Below are 18,729 nucleotides of genomic sequence, written 5' to 3' on the forward strand. Positions count from 1 at the left end.
GCAGCGATCGTGCAGCGCCCGTTCGCGCCATGTGAGTCCGCGCTCTGTGGGCTGACATCCAAACACACATGGCGATCGATCAGATCAATCTCGGTTCCCAGGGCGCGCGGGTTTCCCGCGAAGGCCTGGGTTGCATGGGCATGAGCGAGTTTTACGGCGAACGCAACGACGAGGAGTCGGCGGCAACGATTCTGCGGGCGTTGGATCTTGGCATCAACTTCCTCGACACGGCCGATACCTACGGCATCGGCGACAACGAAGAGCTGGTCGGCCGCACCATCAAGCCGCGGCGCGACGAGGTGTTCCTGGCGACGAAGTTCGCCAACATTCGGCGCAAGGATGACCCAACCTACTGGGTAGTGAGCGGCAAGCCGGAGTACGTGCATGCCGCATGCGACGCTTCGCTGCAGCGGCTTGGCGTGGATCACATCGACCTCTACTATCAGCACCGCGTCGACCCGAACGTGCCGATCGAAGACACGGTGGGCGCCATGGCCGAGCTGGTCAAAGCTGGCAAGGTGAAGTACCTGGGGCTCAGCGAAGCCTCGCCGGAGACGATCCGGCGCGCGCACAAGGTGCATCCGATCACGGCGCTGCAAACAGAGTACTCACTGTGGGAGCGTCACCCCGAGAGCGAGATCCTGCCAACACTCGAGGAGCTCGGCATCGGCTTCGTGCCTTACAGCCCATTGGGCCGCGGATTTCTCACCGGCACCATCGGCAAGGAGACCAACCTCGGCGAGAAGGATCAACGCAAGGAGCGGTACCCGCGCTTCCAGGGCGAAAACCTGGACAAGAACCTGCAGATCGTGGAGCGGGTGCGCGAGATCGCGGAACGCCGTGGCATAAAGCCGGGGCAGCTTGCGCTGGCATGGGTGATGTCCAAGGGGCCGTACGCTCCGATCCCCGGGACCAAGCGTCGCAAGTACCTTGAGGAGAATGCGGCCGCGGCGGAGATCAAGCTGTCGGTAGCAGAGATCGCGGAGCTGGAATCGGCCGTGCCGCAGGATGCAGTCGCGGGCGAGCGCTACAACGAGAACGCGATGAAGATGGTGAATCGCTAGACGCGATTCGCGTGGAACGAAAAGCGGAGCCACTGCGGCTCCGCTTTTCCATTTGGGCGTCAACCCTGCAACAACCTTCGCGAGCGGCGCATCACTTCGAGCCAGCGGACACATCGTGCGGAGCCGGTTGTCCCGTTTGGCCCAGCGCCCGCAGCAGAATGCCTTCCGTGGTGTCGCCGGAGAGTTCCCAGATCATCACGCCGCCAAGGTGTTTCTCATCGGCATACGCGGTCTTCGCTTGCAGGCTCGCGGGATCGTCAAAGGTCAGGAAGTTATTGCCGTCGTAGACCCACGGGGACAGTGAGACCGGATCGCGGTAGAGCTTCGCGGTCGGATTGGTCAGCAGGGTCACGGCGGTCGACTGGTTCAGGTTGCCGCGCACAGGATCGCCCTTCGTATTCAGGCCGTGCGTGCCGGTCTCGGTCACGTTCTCCCACTGGTAGGCATAGAACGGCACGCCCAGCAGCAGTTTGTGCGCGGGCACGCCGGCGTTCAGGTAGCCATCGATGGTGGTGCCCACGGTCTCTTCGTTCAGGTTCGCCGACCGTAACGGTGCGTTGAAGCCGGTTGTGTGGCTCCACGGACCCTGGTAGTCGTAGGTCATCACGTTGATCTGGTCCAGCGGAACCGAAGCGCGGCGCCAGTCAACGGCGGTGATGTTTTTCGTCGCGGCGCCAGACGCGATCGACAGCGTCAGGTGCGGCCGCAGGGCGTCCATCTGCTTGCGAAACTCCTGCATCAGCGCGATGAAATCTTCCGCGTGGTTCTCGTCGGGATACTCCCAGTCCACGTCGATTCCGTCGAACAGGTTCGGCGCATCAAGGCCGGGAGCGACGTGGCCCTGCAGAAACATGCTGACGCACGAACGCACGAAATTGACGCGGTTCTCAGGCTTGGCGGCGTCCTCAAACAGTGAGCGCTTGCCCATGATGCTGATCACCACGCGCAGTCGCGGGTAGCGGGCGCGCAGCAACTGGAGTTGATGGAAGTTGCCGCGTAGCACGGTACCGGGCGGCGGTCCCGTCGGGTCGGCCACGCCGTCAATGCTGTCGGCGGCCTGAAATGCGAGATTGATGTCCGCCTGCGGATCCGCAACCACGCATGCGTTGTCGCGAACGTTGGCCTGCGCGTAATTGATCTGCGTGAGTGTTTTCACCGCGCCGCGCGTGATCAGGTCCTTCGGGACGTAGCGGCGGTTGTACACGCCCCACTGCGGAAAGTAGCCAACTACCTGGTGCGTGGTCGAGGTGGGCTTGAGTGAGATCGCGCGTGCCGTCTGCGCCGGCGTGTGCACCGCAGAGCAGAGGGATAGCGTGGCAGAAAGCAGTGCCGCAGAGGCGAATCGTCGCAACGTCATTCGGATGATTAGACGCATAGAGGTCTGCGCACAATGCAGATTTGTCCTGCATTCCGCACGGAGAGGCGGCAAAGTGCGCAGTCCTGAAGCAAATGGCCGGGCCTTTGCGATGTGGTGAGAGTGGTGGAGCGGCCCTCGACCCAGGCTTTACCATTCACAGCATATGAACAGGCGAGAGTTCTTGGAGCGCTGCAGTGCGGCGGGGCTGGGGTCGACGTTGCTGCCGGGCGTGGTGCTGGGCATGCAGGCAAGTGGCGCTGCGGGCGATACGCCAAAGCTGCCGCCCATCACTGTGGAAACGCTGGAAGCGGCGGCAACGGTGGCCGGCATTATGCTCACCGAGGATCAGCGCAAAATGATGCTGGAAGGTGTGCGCGGCAACCGCGAGGGGCTGGAAGCGATCCGCGCCATGCACCTGCCGAACTCGGTCGCGCCCGCGGTGGTCTTCGATCCGCTGCCGTTTGGATACAAGGTGCATCGTGGACCAGTACCCGCGGATGGCGCTGACGATGCTGGCCGGATCTGGGTCTTTCCCGAACCAGACATCAGCGGCCTCGTCGGAAACGAAAAGCGGCTTGCCTTCGCTACCGTGGCCCAGCTCGCGTTCTTGCTCGCGAAGCGAAAGATCACCTCGACCGAGCTAACGAAGCTCTACATCTCGCGCCTGAAGCGCTACGACCCGAAGCTGCACTTCGTCATCACGGTGCTGGAAGATCGCGCGCTGGCGCAGGCCGCGCAGGCCGATCGCGAGATTGCGGCAGGTAAGAGTCGCGGGCTGCTACACGGCATCCCGTGGGGCGCGAAAGACCTGCTGGCGGTGAAGGGCTACCCCACAACGTGGGGCGCAGCCGGCTTCGAGCAGCAGCACTTCGACGAGGACGCCGAAGTCGTCAAGCGACTGGACGCCGCCGGCGCCGTGCTCGTCGCTAAGCTGAGTCTCGGCGCACTCGCGCAGGGCGATCTGTGGTTCGGCGGCCGTACGCGCAATCCGTGGAACCCAAAGCAGGGCAGCAGTGGCTCGAGCGCAGGATCCGCAAGTGCGGTGAGCGCGGGATGCGTGGCCTTCGCCATCGGGTCAGAGACGCTGGGCTCCATCAGTTCGCCATGCACGCGCTGCGGCGTGACAGGGCTGCGGCCCACCTTTGGCTTTGTGCCGCGCACGGGTGCCATGGCGCTGAGCTGGTCGATGGACAAGTTGGGACCAATCACGCGAAGTGTGGAGGACGCGGCGCTGATCATGCAGGTGATCCACGGGCCGGATGGTCGCGATAAAGCATGCCGCGATGCCGCGTTCGATCTTGCCCCGGTAGACCTGAAGTCGCTGCGCGTCGGATACCTGGAGAGCTCCTTCGCCGTGCCGAAGCTGCAGCCGCCCGCGCCAGACGCGGCGAAGCCCGAGGCCGAGGCGCTAAGCCCGGAAGCTCGCGCGAAGCAGCAACAGCAGCGCGATGCCTCGCTGGCCAGGCGCGTGTACGACAACCGCTACGACCGCGCCGCGCTGGAAGCGTTGCGCGGCATGGGCGTGAACCTCATCCCGGTCAAGCTGCCGGAGTTTCCGTACGGCTCCGTTACGCCCGTGCTGAGCGTGGAGGCCGCGGCGGCCTTTGACGAGCTGACCCGCAGCGGTCGCGACAAGCTGCTGAACGGGCAGGAACCGTACGACTGGCCCAACACCTTCCGCGTGGCGCGCATGTTCAGCGGCGTGGATTACGTGCAGGCCATGCGCGCGCGCAGTGTGCTCATCGAGAAGATGGCGGAGATGTTCCGCGACGTGGACGTGATTGTCACCCCCAGCGGCGGGGCGCAGTTACCCGCGACCAATCTCAGCGGGCATCCGGCGGTCATCGTGCCAAACGGGTTGCGCGGAGCCGATGCTCCCGCGGTGTCGGATGCGGCGGAGGGCGCGCAGGGCAACGTGGGCGGCCCGGGAACTCCGGTCAGCCTCACCTTCCTGGGCCGTTTGTACGACGACGCCCGGCTCCTGGCTTTTGCGGCGGAGTACCAGCGCCGGACCGGATTCCACCTGCGCCATCCGGAACTCTGAGCAGCGGAAAGAGGCGTCAAGCCTTGCCACCAAACGGCAGCGGCGGCATCTTTAGAGGTATGACAATTTCGGGTCGTGTGCTTCTGTCTGCCGTTCTGCTGTCCTCGCTTGGTTTGGCTGCGCCGCCCGCGCCCGCCGTGGCGCAGATGGCACCGCCCATGGTCCGGGCGCACATCTATGACGACAACGCTGACGCGCGCAAAGATATTGCCGCAGCGGTCGCGCAAGCACGTCGCGAGCACAAGCGCGTCATCGTGGACTTCGGCGGAGACTGGTGCGGCGATTGCCAGGTGCTCGACATCTACTTCCACCAGCCGCAGAACCAGGCGCTGCTGCAGAAGTACTTCGTGCTGGTGCACGCCTCGGTCGGCCACATCGACAAGAATCTCGACATCCCGATCGGCTACGGCGTGAACATCAAGAAGGGCGTGCCGGCGTTAGCCGTGCTCGACAGCCGCGGCAAGGTGGTTTACGCGCAGGCGACCGGCGAGTTTGAGAACATGCGCAACATGAACTCCAGCTCGGTAACGGAGTTCCTGAACAAGTGGAAGGCGTAGACAGCGCGACGGAGCGTCCCGCCACGGCTACTGCCGCTGCGTCCAGCGGTGCTGTTGCCGGTGGCGGTGCGCCTGTTCGGAACGCGGAGATCGACTGCGTTCCTGCGGGATCGGTTGCAGCGGCGCATGAGAGTGCGCTACACCACTACTTCGGCCGCGGCAGCATGCGGCACCACGCGCAACTGGCGCGGGAGTTCGGCGAAGGCGGCCTGCGCTTCACGGACAAGGTGAGGATGGCCTACTGGAATGCCTTCCAGCACGACTGCCTGAACACGGCCAAGGCAACGGCGTACTCAGCCATCTTCGCGCTGTTTCCCGCGCTGATCGTCCTGGCGGCGCTGGTCACGTTTCTGCCTTACGCGGCGCCGCTGCGCTACCAGTTGGCTCTGTTCTTCGATCGCGTTTTGCCCAGCACGCTGGCGCCCCTGCTGGAGCATTATTTCATCTCCTCGAAAAGTTCGCCGCAGTCGGCCAGCGTAGTGCTGGGAACGGTCGTGGTCAGCATCAGCGGCGCCTCGGGTGTGCTGGGAACGCTTATGGAGGGCTTCCGGCGAGCGTACCTCCTGCAGGACGAGGCTTGGGGCGAAGGCTGGCGTGGTGGCGTGCGCCGGCTGCTGTGGTCGGTGCTCCTGGTGCCCATCTCCCTGGTGCCGTTTGGCGCAGTCACCGTGCTGGTCATCTTCGGCCACTTCCTGTTGCCGGCATTGCGGCACGCTTTGCCCGCCGGTCTCGACTCCACGTTCTACATCGTCGCCAACGTCGTGCGATGGTCACTTGCGGTTTCCGTGACCATCTCCGTTGTTGCCGCGATTTACCGGTATGGCCTGCCCGTGCGTCCGACATGGAAGCAGGTGGTACCGGGAGCGGCGTTTGCGACGGCGACCTGGTTTCTGACCACGTTGGGCTTCGGTTGGTATGTGACGCACCTGGCGAACTATTCCAAGACGTACGGCTCGCTGGGCACGGGCATCATTCTGCTGCTGTGGCTGTTTCTGACGGCGCTTTCCGTGCTCTGCGGCGCGGAGCTGAATGCCGAGCTGGGACGGGACCGCGGACGCATCTAATCAGCGTATGGCAACCGTCGCGCTGCCCGTGTTGCAGGACGCCGCGTGCAGCACGGAGACCGATCCGAAACAGGAGATCTCCGCGGCCGACGCGGCGCTCGCGGAAGGTCGCCTGTGGCGTCCGCGCCGCGTCTTCATCACGCCCGATGCCTACGCCTTGCCGCACGGACGGGCCATGCTGGAACGCGCGGAAAACTTTGGCGCGGAGGTAATCCGGCTGAAGCAGAACCGCTTGACCGGTCTGAGCGGAGAGGACGAGCGCAAGGCCTACGCGCTTGCGAAGACCAGCCTGGCGATCGTCGTCTCGCCGCCCAGCGCGCGCAAGCTGCAGCCCATCCCGCCCTCGGCCGACTGGCAATTTCACCTCGCACAGGGATGCCCGGCGCACTGCCAGTACTGCTACCTGGCCGGATCGCTCAGCGGTCCGCCGATCACGCGTGTCTACGCCAACCTCGACGAAATTCTTGAGAACCTGCGCGGCTATGCCGGCACCGGAAAGGTGACGTCTACCTCGGCGGAGCGCGCCCACGAGGGCACAACCTTCGAAGCGTCCTGCTACACCGACCCGCTCGGCATTGAGCACCTGACCGGTGGCCTTCAGCAGACAGTTCGCTTCTTTGGCCAGTGGGACGCGCCGGTGCAGTTGCGGTTCACGACCAAGTTTGCGGCCGTTGGCCCCCTTCTGGGCCTGGAACATCGGCGGCGCACGCGGGTGCGATTCAGCCTGAACGCGGCCAGCGTCTCACGCGATTTTGAGGGTGGCACCGCAACGGTGGCCCAGCGTATTCGGGCGCTGCGGCGCATGGCGCTGGCGGGGTACCCGGTCGGACTGACAGTGGCGCCGATCATGCCGGTCGAGGGTTGGCAGACGGAGTACAGCACCCTCTTCGCCGATGTTGGAGCCGCGCTGGACGGGGTAGACGCTGTCGATCTGACGGTCGAGCTGATTACACACCGCTTCACCGCCGGTTCGCGCGAGGTGCTGCTGGGCTGGTATCCCAAAACGACCCTGGACCTCGAAAAGGAAAACCGCAGCGAAAAGCGGAACAAGTTCGGCGGCTTCAAATACGTGTATCCGCGCGACCGCATGTCCGAGATGCGCAGCTGGTTTGACGAGGCCGTCGTACGGTTTCTACCATACGCAAGAACGCTGTATTGGACGTGACCGGGCCGAAGTGTCGTCCGCAAGCGACATGCTCGCCGCAATCCAAACTGGTTTGCCAGCACGTTCCCCTCGCACACGCAGGCCGGCGCACGCACGCCGTCCAGATCTGCAAGCGCTCTTCTTCTCCGAGACTTTCACACAATCGGAGCCCCCCTATGCCGCAACGGAATGTGTTCCTTGCGTTACCAGAAGACTTGTACGTTGAAGCGTGGGATCTCGCCGACCTACGCCAAATCTCCATTTCCGATCTCCTGATTGAGGCGCTTTCGGAGATCATCGAAACCGAGCGACGCGCGCAAAGCATTGAGGAACCGGACAGCGTCGCGCCCAAGCGCCCGACCCGCGTGCAATAAGACCCGCACCCCATGACCGCCACGCCATTTAGAATGACGTGGCTATGAAGGATGTGGGCATGGGCGAGTCGACGGTGAGCAGTGCGGAAGTGAAACGGGCGTTGGAAAGTGTGTTGGCAGCCAGCACGGTGTCCGGCCCCAGCGAAACACCGTGGTACGTGGGCGCACCTCGCCGCAGCGCAAAGATTGTGGCCACGCTTGGCCCTGCATCGTCCAGCGAGGATGTCTTCCGGCAGCTGATTCGCGCTGGCCTTGACGTAGCGCGGCTGAACTTTTCGCACGGATCACACGAGCAAAAGGCTGAGCTGATCCAGATGGTGCGTGCCGTCTCGCAGAGCGAGGGCAAGCCGATCTGCCTTTTGGCCGATCTGCAGGGACCCAAGATCCGCACCGGCAAGCTGGTCGACCACAAGCCAGTAATGCTGGAAGCCGGGCGCACCCTGGTCATCACGCCGCAGCCTATGGAAGGCACCGCCGAAAAGGTGAGCACCACCTTCACCACGCTGGCCGAAAATCTGGAGCCGGGTGCTCGCATCCTGCTGAGTGACGGCCTGATCGAGCTGCGTGTCATGGAGGTGCAGGGCAACGGCGACGTGGTCACCATGGTGATCAACGGAGGCATGCTGGGCGAGAACAAGGGCATCAACCTGCCGGGCATTCCCGTAAAAGTGCCAGCGCTGACGGAAAAGGATGAGGAGGATCTCGCCTTCATCGCGCAGCAGAACGTGGACGCGATCGCGCTCAGCTTTGTCCGTACCGCAGAGGACATTCGGTACGCCCGCCGCCGCATGCAGGAGCTGAACTGCAACGCCTGGATCGTCGCAAAGCTGGAAAAGCCTCAGGCCATCGAAAACCTGGAAGAGATCCTGGAAGAGACCGACGGTCTGATGGTCGCGCGTGGCGACCTGGGCGTGGAGGTGCCGCCGGAGAAGGTGCCGGCCATCCAGAAACACATCATTCGTCGCGCGGCGGCCTACCGCAAGCCCGTGATCACGGCAACCCAGATGCTGGAGTCGATGATCGAGAACCCGCGGCCCACGCGCGCCGAAGCCAGCGACGTGGCCAACGCCATCTATGACGGCACAGACGCGGTCATGCTCTCCGCAGAGTCTGCGGCCGGCCGCTACCCGCGCGAGGCGGTCGCCATGATGAGCAAGATCATCATCGAGACGGAAACGCAGATGTCCGTCGACCACGAGTGGAGCCCGCTCGGCGTTCACCCGGCCCGCGTCGGCAAGCTCAGCATCTCGGAGACCATCTGCGAGTGTATGGCCCATTCGGCTGACGACCTGGAACTGGCGGCGATTGCCATCTTCACAGAGAGCGGATCGACCGCACGCCTCCTCAGCAAGTACCGCCCGAACGCGCGCATCTTCGCTCTGTCCCCCGTGCCAGAAGTCATCGGAAAGGCCATGCTGCTGTGGGGCGTGCACCCCATCCTCTGTCAGCGCTTCGATCAGACCGACAAGCTGGTGGAGATGGCGGAAGACATCCTGGAGAATGCCGGGCACGTGCACAAGGGCCAAATCCTCGGCATCGTCGGCGGAACCACCACCCGCAGCGGCGCGACGAACTTCATGCGGCTGCACAAGGTGGGCGACATCGCCCGCGGCGAATAGCGACCGCAAAGAGTTTTCGCGCGTTCGGCAGGGCTGACTCCACGGGTGCCTAACGCATCCATGCATGGGAAGGAGTTCGCCCATGGCCGACATCGCGGAAGATCAGAAGCTGGAAGAGATCGCCACCTCTCAGGACAGCGTGTACGACGCCATCCTCTCCGGGACTGTCGAATCGATGCAGGACCTGGTCGAGCGCGTAGCGGACACCGGAGCTTCGAGCCTGGACCGCGAAGTGGAGTTTGCCGGGCAGACGTGGACCGTGACGGTGAAGCTGAAGTCCTAAGTGCTGAGTGCTGCGCCCGGCTGCCGTGCAGCGCAGCTTGCGTACGGCGCCTACGTCGACAGCGTGTTGTGCGGGTACTCCACCGCAAACCTGCGGGCGAGGGCGGGCACGCCAAACAGAATCCCGCAGACGGCGAGCGTTGAGAGAACGTCGTTCCGGTAGAACGGCAGACCTGCAACATAGCAAGCCGTCAGACCCGCAATACTCCGTGCGTACATGGTGCCGGTCGCCCAGACCATGCCATTGCTCAGCAGAAAGAAGCCGGTCGAGGAGAACAGCGCAGCCATGACCACGCGCAAGAAACTGCTGCGCCGGTACAGCCATGCCGAGGCCGCCAGGCACAGCAGGCCGTACCACAGCCACGTAACTACATAGCCGGAAACGTGGAACGGAAAGCCGTAGACCCGTGTGGTCAGCACCCAGTCGCTGACTGCAATACCAAGGACGGCGAGACCAACTTGCCACCGGTGAGGCCGGTCCCACCGCGACCCGGCAAAGAGCAGGCCACCACCCAGTGCGGTCACGCCCCATGCAGCAGTGTGCAAGGCATGCGGCAGAAAGCGGCTGAGGATCGCGAGGATCAAAACGATGATTGCAGCCATGAAAGTATTGTTCCATAGCGCGCAAGTCTCGGCCGCGCTGAAATGCAGGCTCTTTCGTGAAAGTACGTCGACGGATCCCTGCGCGTTCTCTTCATAGAGGCATACCCTGCACCGGAGCGGCGCGGCCTGCTACGGATTCTGCTCGCTGCTGCCCAGGTACATGCGCTCCACCTCTCGCTGATCGTTGACCCATGCCTCGCCGGAGAGCGCCCTGCTGGCCTGCCCGTGCAGGTTCCAGATGTCGTACCCGAAGCGCAGGTCCTGGAACAGAACGTCGTGGAACGCCCGTTCCTGCGGCTGCAGGTCCATCTCCGGGTGGTTCTCGCCCACGGTCCCCATGTCCGTGGTCACGGGGAACCTGGACCAGTCCAGGTACGCCCGACCCAGCAGGCTATGCTTGGCGGCCAGCGTGCTCAGCGTGGTGGCCGGCTTGGGCGTCGGCTGCTGATCCATCTCCATCACCAGGTTGCGCGTGTCCACCGCGCCCGTCTGGAAGTTGTTGGGAGTCTCCACCACCATGTGCCAGCGATACCCATTCACCGGGTACGGGTTTGCGGAAACGCGCAGAACGCGTCCGCCGGCGTACTCCTGCTGCTCCGCAATGTGAATCGCCGTATCGTGCTGCTGCCATCGCCAGCCCCATAGCGCGACCATCACAACTAGGGCGATTGCGGCGATCCACTGGCCGCTGTAGCGCGTGCGGCGGATCCCGATCTCCGCATCCGTAACGCTGAAGATGAACGGCAACAAGAGCGCGCCGCCCAGCACCAGCAGCAGCACAGGTTCCACGATGAAGACCAGCTCGCCGGCGTACCAGCGGGGGTTCCACGGAGCAAACGGCCGCACGCCGTAGTTGTTGGTCCAGTCCAGCAGGATGTGCGACAGCTGCGCGAGCAGCGCCATGCAGCCCAGCAGCACCGGGCGAAACGGTGGTGGGTCGTCGTGCGATCGCCTTCGCTTCCACCTGCGCCGGGCGAAGCGCCAACCATACATCAGCGCCACAACAAACGCGGCCTGCAAGGGCAGCGACCAGAATGCGTGCGTCCAGCCGCGGTGGTGCTGAAAGTAGGTGACCGGACCGCCAAGGCGGTAAACGTAATCGGCGTCGGGCAGTTCGGCTGCGATCACACACGCCAGCGTGGCAAACCGGGCGCGCCTGGGAAAGCCGAGCGCGCGCGAAAGGCAGGCCCCGGTCAGCATGTGGGTTACGGGTTCCACACGGGAAGCATACAGGGCCAACCGGTCGATTGCCGCGGCGGCCATGTCAGCGTATTCACGGCGGCGCAACGCATCCTACACTGCTAGCGATGACGAAGCATTCGGAGACACCCCGGCAGCAGATCGAGGCCCTACGCAGCGAGATCGAACACCACGAGTACCTGTACTACGTGGAAGACGCGCCCGTGCTGACCGACGCACAGTACGACAAGCTGATGAACCGGCTGAAGGCGCTGGAAGCCGAGCACCCGGAGCTGATCACGCCAGAGAGTCCCACCCAGCGCGTAGGCGGCAAGGTGAAGGAGGGCTTCGCCAAGGTCGCGCATTCGCGGCCCATGCTGAGCCTGGACAATGCCTACAACGAAGAGGAGTTTCGCGCCTGGGCACAGCGTGTGCAGGACTCGCTGCACGCGAACGATACGCTTCGCTTTGTCTGCGAATTCAAGTTGGATGGTTTGTCGCTGGCGCTGCACTACGGCCCGGCCGAACATGGTGGAGCGAAGCTGTTGCGCGGTCTGACACGCGGCGATGGCACCACGGGCGAGGACGTGACCAGCAACGTGCGGACGATGAAGTCCGTGCCGTTGACCATCTCTGCGGCGAAGCTGAAAGCAGCAGGGCTGCCGCAGACGTTTGAAGTCCGCGGCGAGGTCGTCATGCCGCAGGCGGCCTTCATGAAGTTGAATCAGGAGCGCGAGGCTGCGGGGCAGTCACCGGCGGCCAACCCGCGCAACGCCGCTGCAGGCACCCTGCGCACTGTCGAACCCAGCATCGTGGCGCAACGCAGGCTCGATCTCTACGCATACTTCCTGCTGGACGGAGACGGCGAGTTCCTGCTGCCGTATCAATCGGAGGCGCTTGCGGCGCTCAAGGCCGCTGGCTTTCGAACCAACGCCAACAGCGCCACGGTCGACAGCGTGGATGCGGTGTTGGAGTTCATCGCCGCGGCAGAGCAGAGGCGCGACACGCTGGGCTACGAGATCGACGGCATCGTCATCAAGGTGGACAGTGTACAGCAACAGCGCCGTCTCGGCTTCACCGGCAAGGCGCCGCGCTGGGCCGTCGCATACAAGTTTCCCGCACGCGGCGCCGTCACGCGTCTCAACGATGTTCTCTTCCAGATCGGCCGCAGCGGCAAGCTGACGCCTGTGGCGGCCTTGGAGCCGGTGCCCATCGGCGGCATCACCGTCGCCCGCGCCACGCTGCACAACCCCGACGAGATTGCCCGGCTCGGCGTTCGCATCGGGGACTACGTCGCGGTGGAACGCGGCGGCGACGTGATCCCAAAGATCACCGAAGTGGTCGAGGACAAGGACCATCCGCGAGGCACGCGCGAGATCGTCTTTCCCGCGCGCTGCCCTCGCTGCAAACAGCCCATCGTCAAGCCGGAAGGCGAGATCGACTTCCGCTGCGTCAATGCGAGCTGCCCCGCCCGCCTGAGTGAAGAACTGCTGCACTACGCCTCGCGCGGGGTCATGAACATCGAAGGTCTGGGCGAATCCATGGTCGCGCAGCTGATGGGCCACGCCCTGAATGAACCGACTTCGCTGAGCGAGGTGGAGGCGGCGGAACAACCCGGCGCGCCGCTCGATCCCATCGCCGCGGAGATGGCAGCGACGGACGAAGAGACCACGGCAGACGAGCCCACGCGCAAAGCACTGGTGCGCACGGTGGCCGACCTGTACAAGCTGACCGAGGCCGACCTTGTCGCCTTGGAGCGCGTAGGTGCAAAGACCGCGCAATCGCTGCTGCAACAGATTGAGCGATCCAAACAGGCGCCGCTCTACCGCGTGATCCTCGGGCTGGGCATCCGTCATGTGGGCGAGCGCACCGCGCAGGACCTGGCGAACACCTTCGGCAGTCTGGACGCGATCATGGCCGCCAGCGAAGACGAGCTGGTGCAGGCCGAAGGCATCGGCCCGGTGGTGGCGAAGACGATCGTGGAATGGTTCACCATCAGCAGCAATCGCGCACTGGTGGAGGCGCTGCGCGCAGCGGGCCTGCAGTTCACCGCGGAAAAGAAAGTGGTCGGAACCGCGCTGGCAGGCAAGACGTTCGTCCTGACTGGAACCTTGCCCACGCTCACGCGCGAAGAAGCCAAGGAGAAGATTGAGGCTGCGGGCGGCAAAGTCTCCGGCGGCGTCTCGAAAAGGACCAGCTACGTGGTCGCGGGTGAAGATGCGGGCAGCAAGCTGGACAAGGCGCGCGATCTGAACGTGCCCGTGCTGGACGAAGCGGCGCTGCTAGAGTTGCTCGCGTGAGGATGGGTGCATGAGATCAGCGCAGGATCTGTGGTTTCACGCCAAGCGCCACGCGCGCGAACTGGTCGAGGATCAGTGGTTCGATCGCACGCGTCACGTGCACACATCGGGAGATGTGCCGCTGCGCCTGGCCGGCATCGCCGATGCAGAAAAGGCGGACAGCGAACTGTATGTGCCCGCGCGTCCGGCGAACATCCGCGAAGCCTTGCGTGCAGTACCGGTCCGAGATCTTTCGGAATACACCTTCATCGACTTTGGATCGGGCAAGGGGCGCGCGATCTTTGTCGCGGCAGAGATGCCGTTTCAGCGAGTCATCGGCGTGGAGTTCTCGGCCAGGCTGCACGAGCAGTCAAGCCGCAATGCGCAGTCCTACCGCTTCCGCGGCAAAACGGGCAGCCACGTTACACCGCTGCACCAGAACGCGATGCGCTTCGAGTTCCCGCAGGACCCGCTGGTGATCTACATGTTCAACCCGTTTGGCAGGGCGACCATGCAGGTGGTGCTGGATCGGCTGGACGCCTCATTGCAGCAGCATCCGCGGCACGTGGTCGTGGTGCTGCTTTGGCCTCGCTGTGGTGACCAGGTGGCGCAGGTGCGCGGCATGCAACAGGTGTGCGCCACGCGTCGTCATGAAATCTTCGAAGCGTTCGCACCGCATACCTAGCGGAACAGGGATTAGCGGTAATCCTCACGCGCAGGCGTGAACACATCGAGTACTTCGCTCGCCTCACTCGCGCTGGCTTCGTGCTCCACGCCGCCGGGAACCAGCAACGAATCTCCCGCGCGCAGGTCATAGCTTTCGCCCTGCATCGCCAAACGAATTGCACCGCTCACCACATACACCATCTGCTCGTGCGGATGCGAGTGCCGCTGGCCGACCCAGCCGGCCTCCATGCGGTGGCGCACCAGCATCAGCGTGTCGCTGGTGCTCATCACCTGCCGTCGCAACCCCGGCTCGGGCGTGCTCATGGTGCTGTCGTTGCTGTGCGTCACCGCGTTCTCCGGCATTGTTACTCCTTGCTGAAACTGGTTTGTTTGCGCTCGGCGTGGCGCTCCAGCGCGAGCTGGATGAGCCGATCAATCAACTCGGCGTACGGTATGCCGCTCGCCTGCCACAGCTTGGGATACATGCTGATGGAAGTGAAGCCGGGCATCGTGTTCACCTCGTTCAGGTAGATCTTCGCCGGCTTAGCCGCCTTGCCGGGGGTGCCCGATGGGGCTGCTTCCATCAGGAAATCCACTCGCGCCAGGCCGCTCAGGTCGCACGCGCGAAAGGCACGTACGGCCATCTCGCGCATCTGCTTGCTTTCCGCACGGCTCAGCTTCGCCGGAATCACCGGCTCGCTGGTGCTGTTGCTGTCGTACTTCGATTCGTAATCGTAGAACTCGCGGTCGGGCACGATCTCGCCCACCACGCTGGCAATCGGATCGTCATTGCCCAGCACCGCGATCTCCAGCTCGCGCGCTTTACCGGTGGCGCGAGTCCGGCCCGTGCCGCCGACTCCCTCTTCAATCACGATCTTGCGATCGAACTTCGCGGCTTCATTAATCGCGGGCGCGAGTTCCGCGCGCGTCTTCACCTTGCTGATGCCGACCGACGATCCAAGATTGGCCGGCTTCACGAACACCGGATACTGCAGCCGCTCCTCGACACGCGCCACGCACTTACGCGGGCTGCCCTTCCATTCGCTGCGCAACAGCGTCACGTGCTTCACAATGGGCAGACCGGCGGCGGCAAACATCACCTTCATCGCATCCTTATCCATGCCGACTGCGGACCCCAGCACGCCCGAGCCGACATACGCGATGTCCGCCATCTCCAGCATGCCCTGCACCGTGCCGTCTTCGCCAAAGGTGCCGTGCAGAACGGGAAAGACAACGTCGAGCTTGCCCGTGTCGAGCGACGAGAGTTCGTCGGCGGCCTCGGTCTCCAGCGCGTTCGCAACGGCAGCGCCTGCTTTCGCGTGCGCCTGCTTACGGCCGGCCTTTGCGGGCAGCGAACCCTGGCTGGACTCGCCCGCCAGCAGCGCCTGTGCCTTGCCGCCGCTCAGCCACTGGCCGTTCTTGGCGATGCCGATCGGCACCACATCGTACTTCTTGCGATCGATCGCCTCCAGAATCGAGGCAGCGGAACGCAGCGAAACTTCATGCTCGCCCGAACGCCCGCCAAACACCACACCCACACGCAGCTTTTTTGCCATACCGATTCAGGGTAGCGGCTTTGTGCGTGCGCACACAGAATCACGGATGAGTCCTGCTCCGCATCGGAACGAACGCGCGAAGCCGGCAGTCAGCGCAAGCGGGTCGGTGGTATACCCATAGCACCGCCATGAGTTCTTCCCGCCGCCAGTTCCTGGTCAGCAGCACGCTTGCCTCGCTCAGCGCAGCAGCTCTGGGCCAAACGCCGCAGGGCGTTCCCGCACCGCAAACGCAAACCCCTGGCGCAACGCCAGTGCTTGGCGCCGCGCCGCCAACCGGGCCAGAGGTGACGCCGCAGGACTTTGCCGGCGCGGAAAAGCTGATGCAGGTGCAGATGTCGCCAGCCGAGCGCGCCGAAGCCGCGGGCAACTGGCGCACCAGCATGGCCGGCGTGATCGAACGCCGGATCGGTCCCCGCAAGGTCCCGCTGGGCGAAACAGACGTGCCGGCAACCATCTGGAGCCCAGCCTCGATGCGGATCGAAGGCGGCGCGCGCTCCGCGTCGCAAGCCTCTGCATCCGTGGCGACGGACGCCTCGCTCAAGTTCGTGTCGCAGGGCGATGTGCCTGCGCCACCTGCCAGCGATGCCGAGCTCGCCTTCAGCCGCGTGCTTGACCTGAGCCGCTGGATTCGCGAACGCAAGCTGACCAGCGAACGTCTGACGCGCGTCTACCTGGCACGGTTGAAGCAGCACGATCCGCAGTTGAAATGCGTCATCACGCTCTGCGAGGAGCATGCCCTTCAGCAGGCGCGCGCCGCCGACGCGGAGATCGCGGCCGGCAACTACCGCGGCCCGCTGCACGGCATCCCATACGGCGCGAAAGACCTGCTGGACACCGCTGGCATCGCCACGACGTGGGGCGCTGATCCGTTTCGCGACCGCGTTCCGAAGACTGATGCGGCAGCGATCCGCCTGCTGAACGAAGCAGGCGCGGTGCTCGTGGCGAAGCTCTCGCTGGGCGCCCTTGCGCTAAACGACGTCTGGTTCGGCGGCCAGACGAAGAACCCGTGGGTGCTCGAGGAAGGCGCCTCCGGATCGAGCGCAGGTCCGGCATCCGCAGTCGCCGCGGGTCTGGTCGCCTTCGCCATCGGGTCAGAGACCCAGGGCTCCATCATCAGCCCCAGCATGCGCTGCGGCGTGACCGGTTTGCGCCCCACCTTTGGCCGCGTCCCGCGCACCGGCGCCATGACACTGAGCTGGACCTGCGACAAGCTTGGGCCCATGGCGCGCAGCGTGGAGGACACGGTGCTGGTGCTGGCTGCGCTCAGCGCCTACGACGCAGGCGACGTGGCGAGCGTGTCCGCCCCGCTGAATTACGACGGAGCAGACAGCGTCAAAAAGCTGCGCGTTGGCTACTTTCCCAAGTGGATGAACGAAGCGCCCGCGACCGACGTGGATCGCAAGGCACTCGCCTTGCTCAAGCAGGCCGGCGTGCGAGCCGTGGAGGTCTCGTTGCCGGACTGGCCCTACGATTCGCTGAACGTCATTCTGTTCGCTGAATCCGCCGCAGCCTTTGAAGAGATCACGCTGGATCACCGCGTCGACCAGTTGCGCATGCAAACGCCGGAGGCGTGGCCCAACACCTTCCGCCAGTCGCGTTTCCTCTCCGCGGTCGATCTGGTGCAGGCAGACCGTCTGCGTCGCAAGGTCGCGATTGAGATGCGCCGATTGATGCACGAGGTCGACCTGCTGCTGGTGCCCAGCCTGCGCGACGAGATGATGGTCATCTCCAACTTCACCGGCCACCCCTCGCTCACCGTTCCGGTCGGCTTCGTCGAGATCAGCGAAACCCGATCGGACTGGTTGCCGGAGTCAGTGCCGGTCGTCAAGCTGAGCCCGCCTCGGCGCGTGCCCTACGGCGTTACGCTGATCGGCCGCCTGTTCGAAGAGGGCCCGATGGCGCGCGTCGGGCAGACGCTCGAGGCCGCTGCCAAGGTGCGCGATGCACATCCGGCAGGCTTTGCATGACACGGCTTGCGCGTGCGTTAATCCTCAGCCTGCTCTGTGTCAGAGCGGGCTGCTCCGTTGCGCAGCAGGCCCCAACCTCCACGGCGAATCCGCAGACCGACGATGCGGTCACGCTTCGCGTCACCACGCGCACCGTCCAGATCGCAACCGTCGTGCACGACCGGGCAGGCGTCCCGCAGGAATCGCTGCCCCGCGACGATTTCACGCTCAAAGTGGATGGCAAGGAACAGGTCATCCAGCATTTCTCCAAGGCCGCCGACCTGCCGCTGACGCTGGCGCTCATCGTCGATGTGAGTGGCAGCCAGCGCACCTTCATCGGCGATGAGTGGCGCGCCAGCGACGTCTTCTTCCAAAGCATGCTGACCCGTCCGCAGGACCGCGCAACGCTCCTCCAGGTGGACGCGCGTATCCGCATCCTCATGGGCCTGACCAACGCCACCAACCGGCTCCACCTGGCTCTGACCCAACTGGGGTCTGACACCACGAACAGTGCCGCGACACGCTTGAACGATGCGGTCTTTGCCACCGCCAGGAGCATCTTGGGCCAGGAGCCCGGCCGCAAGGCCGTCGTTCTGCTGACCGACGGCGGCGAGAACGCCAGCAGAACTAGCTTGGAGCAGGCGATCGAGCAGGCACAGCGCAATAACGTCTCCGTCTACGCAGTGGACTACAGCGCTTGGACAGGGCCGGACATGTTGCGAGGCGGCTTCCGCGTGAACGGAATGGGTGACCCGGGGCTGCCGCTGCTTACGAAGCTGGCACAGACCACCGGCGGACACGTCTACACCGTGTCGCATGCCATGCCGCTGCAAAAGATCTACGAGCAAATCGCAGACGACCTGCGCACCGAATACGAACTTGGCTACACGCCGCCACCAGACCTGAAGCCGAACAGCTTCCACAAGCTGGAAGTGCGCACGCGCGACAAGAACCTTGTCGTGCAAGCCCGAAGCGGCTTCTACGTACAGCCCTAA

The 18,729-nt window shown here is 64.3% G+C and carries 17 protein-coding genes; 12 read left to right on the forward strand and 5 right to left on the reverse strand.

Annotation, left to right across the window (positions count from 1 at the left end):
• Positions 1-68 precede the first annotated feature (68 nt).
• Positions 69-1,064 carry an aldo/keto reductase gene (locus tag OHL12_RS15730; protein ID WP_263414765.1) on the forward strand — a complete coding sequence of 332 codons (996 nt, stop codon included), beginning with the start codon at positions 69-71 and terminating at the stop codon, positions 1,062-1,064.
• Between the two features lie 91 nt (positions 1,065-1,155).
• Here OHL12_RS15730 and OHL12_RS15735 read toward each other — a convergent pair whose 3' ends face one another.
• The gene (locus OHL12_RS15735; RefSeq protein ID WP_263414766.1) at positions 1,156-2,421 is read right to left on the reverse strand and encodes a glycoside hydrolase family 18 protein; all 1,266 of its coding nucleotides are present in this window, start codon (positions 2,419-2,421) and stop codon (positions 1,156-1,158) included.
• 181 nt (positions 2,422-2,602) lie between these two features.
• Here OHL12_RS15735 and OHL12_RS15740 point away from each other — a divergent pair, with 181 nt between their 5' ends.
• From OHL12_RS15740 to OHL12_RS15770, 7 genes are all read left to right on the forward strand, one after another.
• Positions 2,603-4,465: an amidase gene (locus tag OHL12_RS15740; RefSeq protein ID WP_317889829.1), complete on the forward strand. Its 1,863-nt coding sequence runs from the start codon at positions 2,603-2,605 to the stop codon at positions 4,463-4,465.
• 59 nt (positions 4,466-4,524) lie between these two features.
• The gene (locus OHL12_RS15745; protein WP_263414768.1) at positions 4,525-5,022 is read left to right on the forward strand and encodes a thioredoxin family protein; all 498 of its coding nucleotides are present in this window, start codon (positions 4,525-4,527) and stop codon (positions 5,020-5,022) included.
• Positions 5,010-6,086: a YihY/virulence factor BrkB family protein gene (locus tag OHL12_RS15750; RefSeq protein WP_263414769.1), complete on the forward strand. Its 1,077-nt coding sequence runs from the start codon at positions 5,010-5,012 to the stop codon at positions 6,084-6,086. The genes OHL12_RS15745 and OHL12_RS15750 overlap by 13 nt, the downstream gene beginning before the upstream one ends.
• Positions 6,087-6,093: 7 nt before the next feature.
• The gene (locus tag OHL12_RS15755) at positions 6,094-7,251 is read left to right on the forward strand and encodes a spore photoproduct lyase family protein (protein WP_263414770.1); all 1,158 of its coding nucleotides are present in this window, start codon (positions 6,094-6,096) and stop codon (positions 7,249-7,251) included.
• A gap of 155 nt (positions 7,252-7,406) precedes the next feature.
• Positions 7,407-7,604 carry a hypothetical protein gene (locus OHL12_RS15760; protein WP_263414771.1) on the forward strand — a complete coding sequence of 66 codons (198 nt, stop codon included), beginning with the start codon at positions 7,407-7,409 and terminating at the stop codon, positions 7,602-7,604.
• A gap of 44 nt (positions 7,605-7,648) precedes the next feature.
• Complete coding sequence (gene pyk, locus OHL12_RS15765; RefSeq protein WP_263415150.1) at positions 7,649-9,223, forward strand: pyruvate kinase; 1,575 nt, start codon at positions 7,649-7,651, stop codon at positions 9,221-9,223.
• Between the two features lie 82 nt (positions 9,224-9,305).
• Positions 9,306-9,506: a hypothetical protein gene (locus OHL12_RS15770; RefSeq protein WP_263414772.1), complete on the forward strand. Its 201-nt coding sequence runs from the start codon at positions 9,306-9,308 to the stop codon at positions 9,504-9,506.
• Between the two features lie 50 nt (positions 9,507-9,556).
• Here the strand turns inward: OHL12_RS15770 and OHL12_RS15775 are convergent, their stop codons facing one another.
• Together OHL12_RS15775 and OHL12_RS15780 are read right to left on the reverse strand one after the other, a co-directional pair.
• Positions 9,557-10,108, reverse strand: coding sequence for a DUF6580 family putative transport protein (locus tag OHL12_RS15775; RefSeq protein WP_263414773.1), 552 nt, complete (start codon positions 10,106-10,108; stop codon positions 9,557-9,559).
• A gap of 129 nt (positions 10,109-10,237) precedes the next feature.
• Positions 10,238-11,395: a metal-dependent hydrolase gene (locus OHL12_RS15780; protein WP_263414774.1), complete on the reverse strand. Its 1,158-nt coding sequence runs from the start codon at positions 11,393-11,395 to the stop codon at positions 10,238-10,240.
• Positions 11,396-11,415: 20 nt separating this feature from the next.
• Here OHL12_RS15780 and ligA point away from each other — a divergent pair, with 20 nt between their 5' ends.
• Positions 11,416-13,587 carry an NAD-dependent DNA ligase LigA gene (gene ligA / locus OHL12_RS15785; protein WP_263414775.1) on the forward strand — a complete coding sequence of 724 codons (2,172 nt, stop codon included), beginning with the start codon at positions 11,416-11,418 and terminating at the stop codon, positions 13,585-13,587.
• 10 nt (positions 13,588-13,597) lie between these two features.
• Positions 13,598-14,251, forward strand: a complete 654-nt coding sequence (locus tag OHL12_RS15790; protein ID WP_263414776.1) for a class I SAM-dependent methyltransferase — start codon at positions 13,598-13,600, stop codon at positions 14,249-14,251.
• Positions 14,252-14,262: 11 nt separating this feature from the next.
• Here OHL12_RS15790 and OHL12_RS15795 read toward each other — a convergent pair whose 3' ends face one another.
• Together OHL12_RS15795 and OHL12_RS15800 are read right to left on the reverse strand one after the other, a co-directional pair.
• On the reverse strand, positions 14,263-14,595 hold the full coding sequence (locus OHL12_RS15795) for a cupin domain-containing protein (protein ID WP_263414777.1): 333 nt from the start codon (positions 14,593-14,595) through the stop codon (positions 14,263-14,265).
• A 2-nt stretch (positions 14,596-14,597) separates the two neighbouring features.
• Positions 14,598-15,788: a D-alanine--D-alanine ligase family protein gene (locus OHL12_RS15800; RefSeq protein WP_263414778.1), complete on the reverse strand. Its 1,191-nt coding sequence runs from the start codon at positions 15,786-15,788 to the stop codon at positions 14,598-14,600.
• Positions 15,789-15,916: 128 nt separating this feature from the next.
• Between OHL12_RS15800 and OHL12_RS15805 the strand changes: the two genes are divergently transcribed.
• Positions 15,917-17,755: an amidase gene (locus tag OHL12_RS15805; RefSeq protein ID WP_263414779.1), complete on the forward strand. Its 1,839-nt coding sequence runs from the start codon at positions 15,917-15,919 to the stop codon at positions 17,753-17,755.
• Positions 17,752-18,729, forward strand: coding sequence for a VWA domain-containing protein (locus tag OHL12_RS15810; RefSeq protein WP_263414780.1), 978 nt, complete (start codon positions 17,752-17,754; stop codon positions 18,727-18,729). The genes OHL12_RS15805 and OHL12_RS15810 overlap by 4 nt, the downstream gene beginning before the upstream one ends.

Origin of the sequence: Terriglobus aquaticus, assembly GCF_025685415.1 — a bacterium.
Classification (GTDB): domain Bacteria; phylum Acidobacteriota; class Terriglobia; order Terriglobales; family Acidobacteriaceae; genus Terriglobus; species Terriglobus aquaticus.

Bases quoted from the DNA above. Each gene is read 5' to 3' on its own strand.
- OHL12_RS15730 (WP_263414765.1), top strand. From the start codon at position 69: ATGGCGATCGATCAGATCAATCTCGGTTCCCAGGGCGCGCGGGTTTCC.
- OHL12_RS15735 (WP_263414766.1), bottom strand. From the start codon at position 2,421: ATGACGTTGCGACGATTCGCCTCTGCGGCACTGCTTTCTGCCACGCTA.
- OHL12_RS15745 (WP_263414768.1), top strand. From the start codon at position 4,525: ATGACAATTTCGGGTCGTGTGCTTCTGTCTGCCGTTCTGCTGTCCTCG.
- OHL12_RS15755 (WP_263414770.1), top strand. From the start codon at position 6,094: ATGGCAACCGTCGCGCTGCCCGTGTTGCAGGACGCCGCGTGCAGCACG.
- OHL12_RS15760 (WP_263414771.1), top strand. From the start codon at position 7,407: ATGCCGCAACGGAATGTGTTCCTTGCGTTACCAGAAGACTTGTACGTT.
- pyk (WP_263415150.1), top strand. From the start codon at position 7,649: ATGAAGGATGTGGGCATGGGCGAGTCGACGGTGAGCAGTGCGGAAGTG.
- OHL12_RS15770 (WP_263414772.1), top strand. From the start codon at position 9,306: ATGGCCGACATCGCGGAAGATCAGAAGCTGGAAGAGATCGCCACCTCT.
- OHL12_RS15775 (WP_263414773.1), bottom strand. From the start codon at position 10,108: ATGGCTGCAATCATCGTTTTGATCCTCGCGATCCTCAGCCGCTTTCTG.
- ligA (WP_263414775.1), top strand. From the start codon at position 11,416: ATGACGAAGCATTCGGAGACACCCCGGCAGCAGATCGAGGCCCTACGC.
- OHL12_RS15790 (WP_263414776.1), top strand. From the start codon at position 13,598: ATGAGATCAGCGCAGGATCTGTGGTTTCACGCCAAGCGCCACGCGCGC.
- OHL12_RS15795 (WP_263414777.1), bottom strand. From the start codon at position 14,595: ATGCCGGAGAACGCGGTGACGCACAGCAACGACAGCACCATGAGCACG.
- OHL12_RS15800 (WP_263414778.1), bottom strand. From the start codon at position 15,788: ATGGCAAAAAAGCTGCGTGTGGGTGTGGTGTTTGGCGGGCGTTCGGGC.
- OHL12_RS15805 (WP_263414779.1), top strand. From the start codon at position 15,917: ATGAGTTCTTCCCGCCGCCAGTTCCTGGTCAGCAGCACGCTTGCCTCG.
- OHL12_RS15810 (WP_263414780.1), top strand. From the start codon at position 17,752: ATGACACGGCTTGCGCGTGCGTTAATCCTCAGCCTGCTCTGTGTCAGA.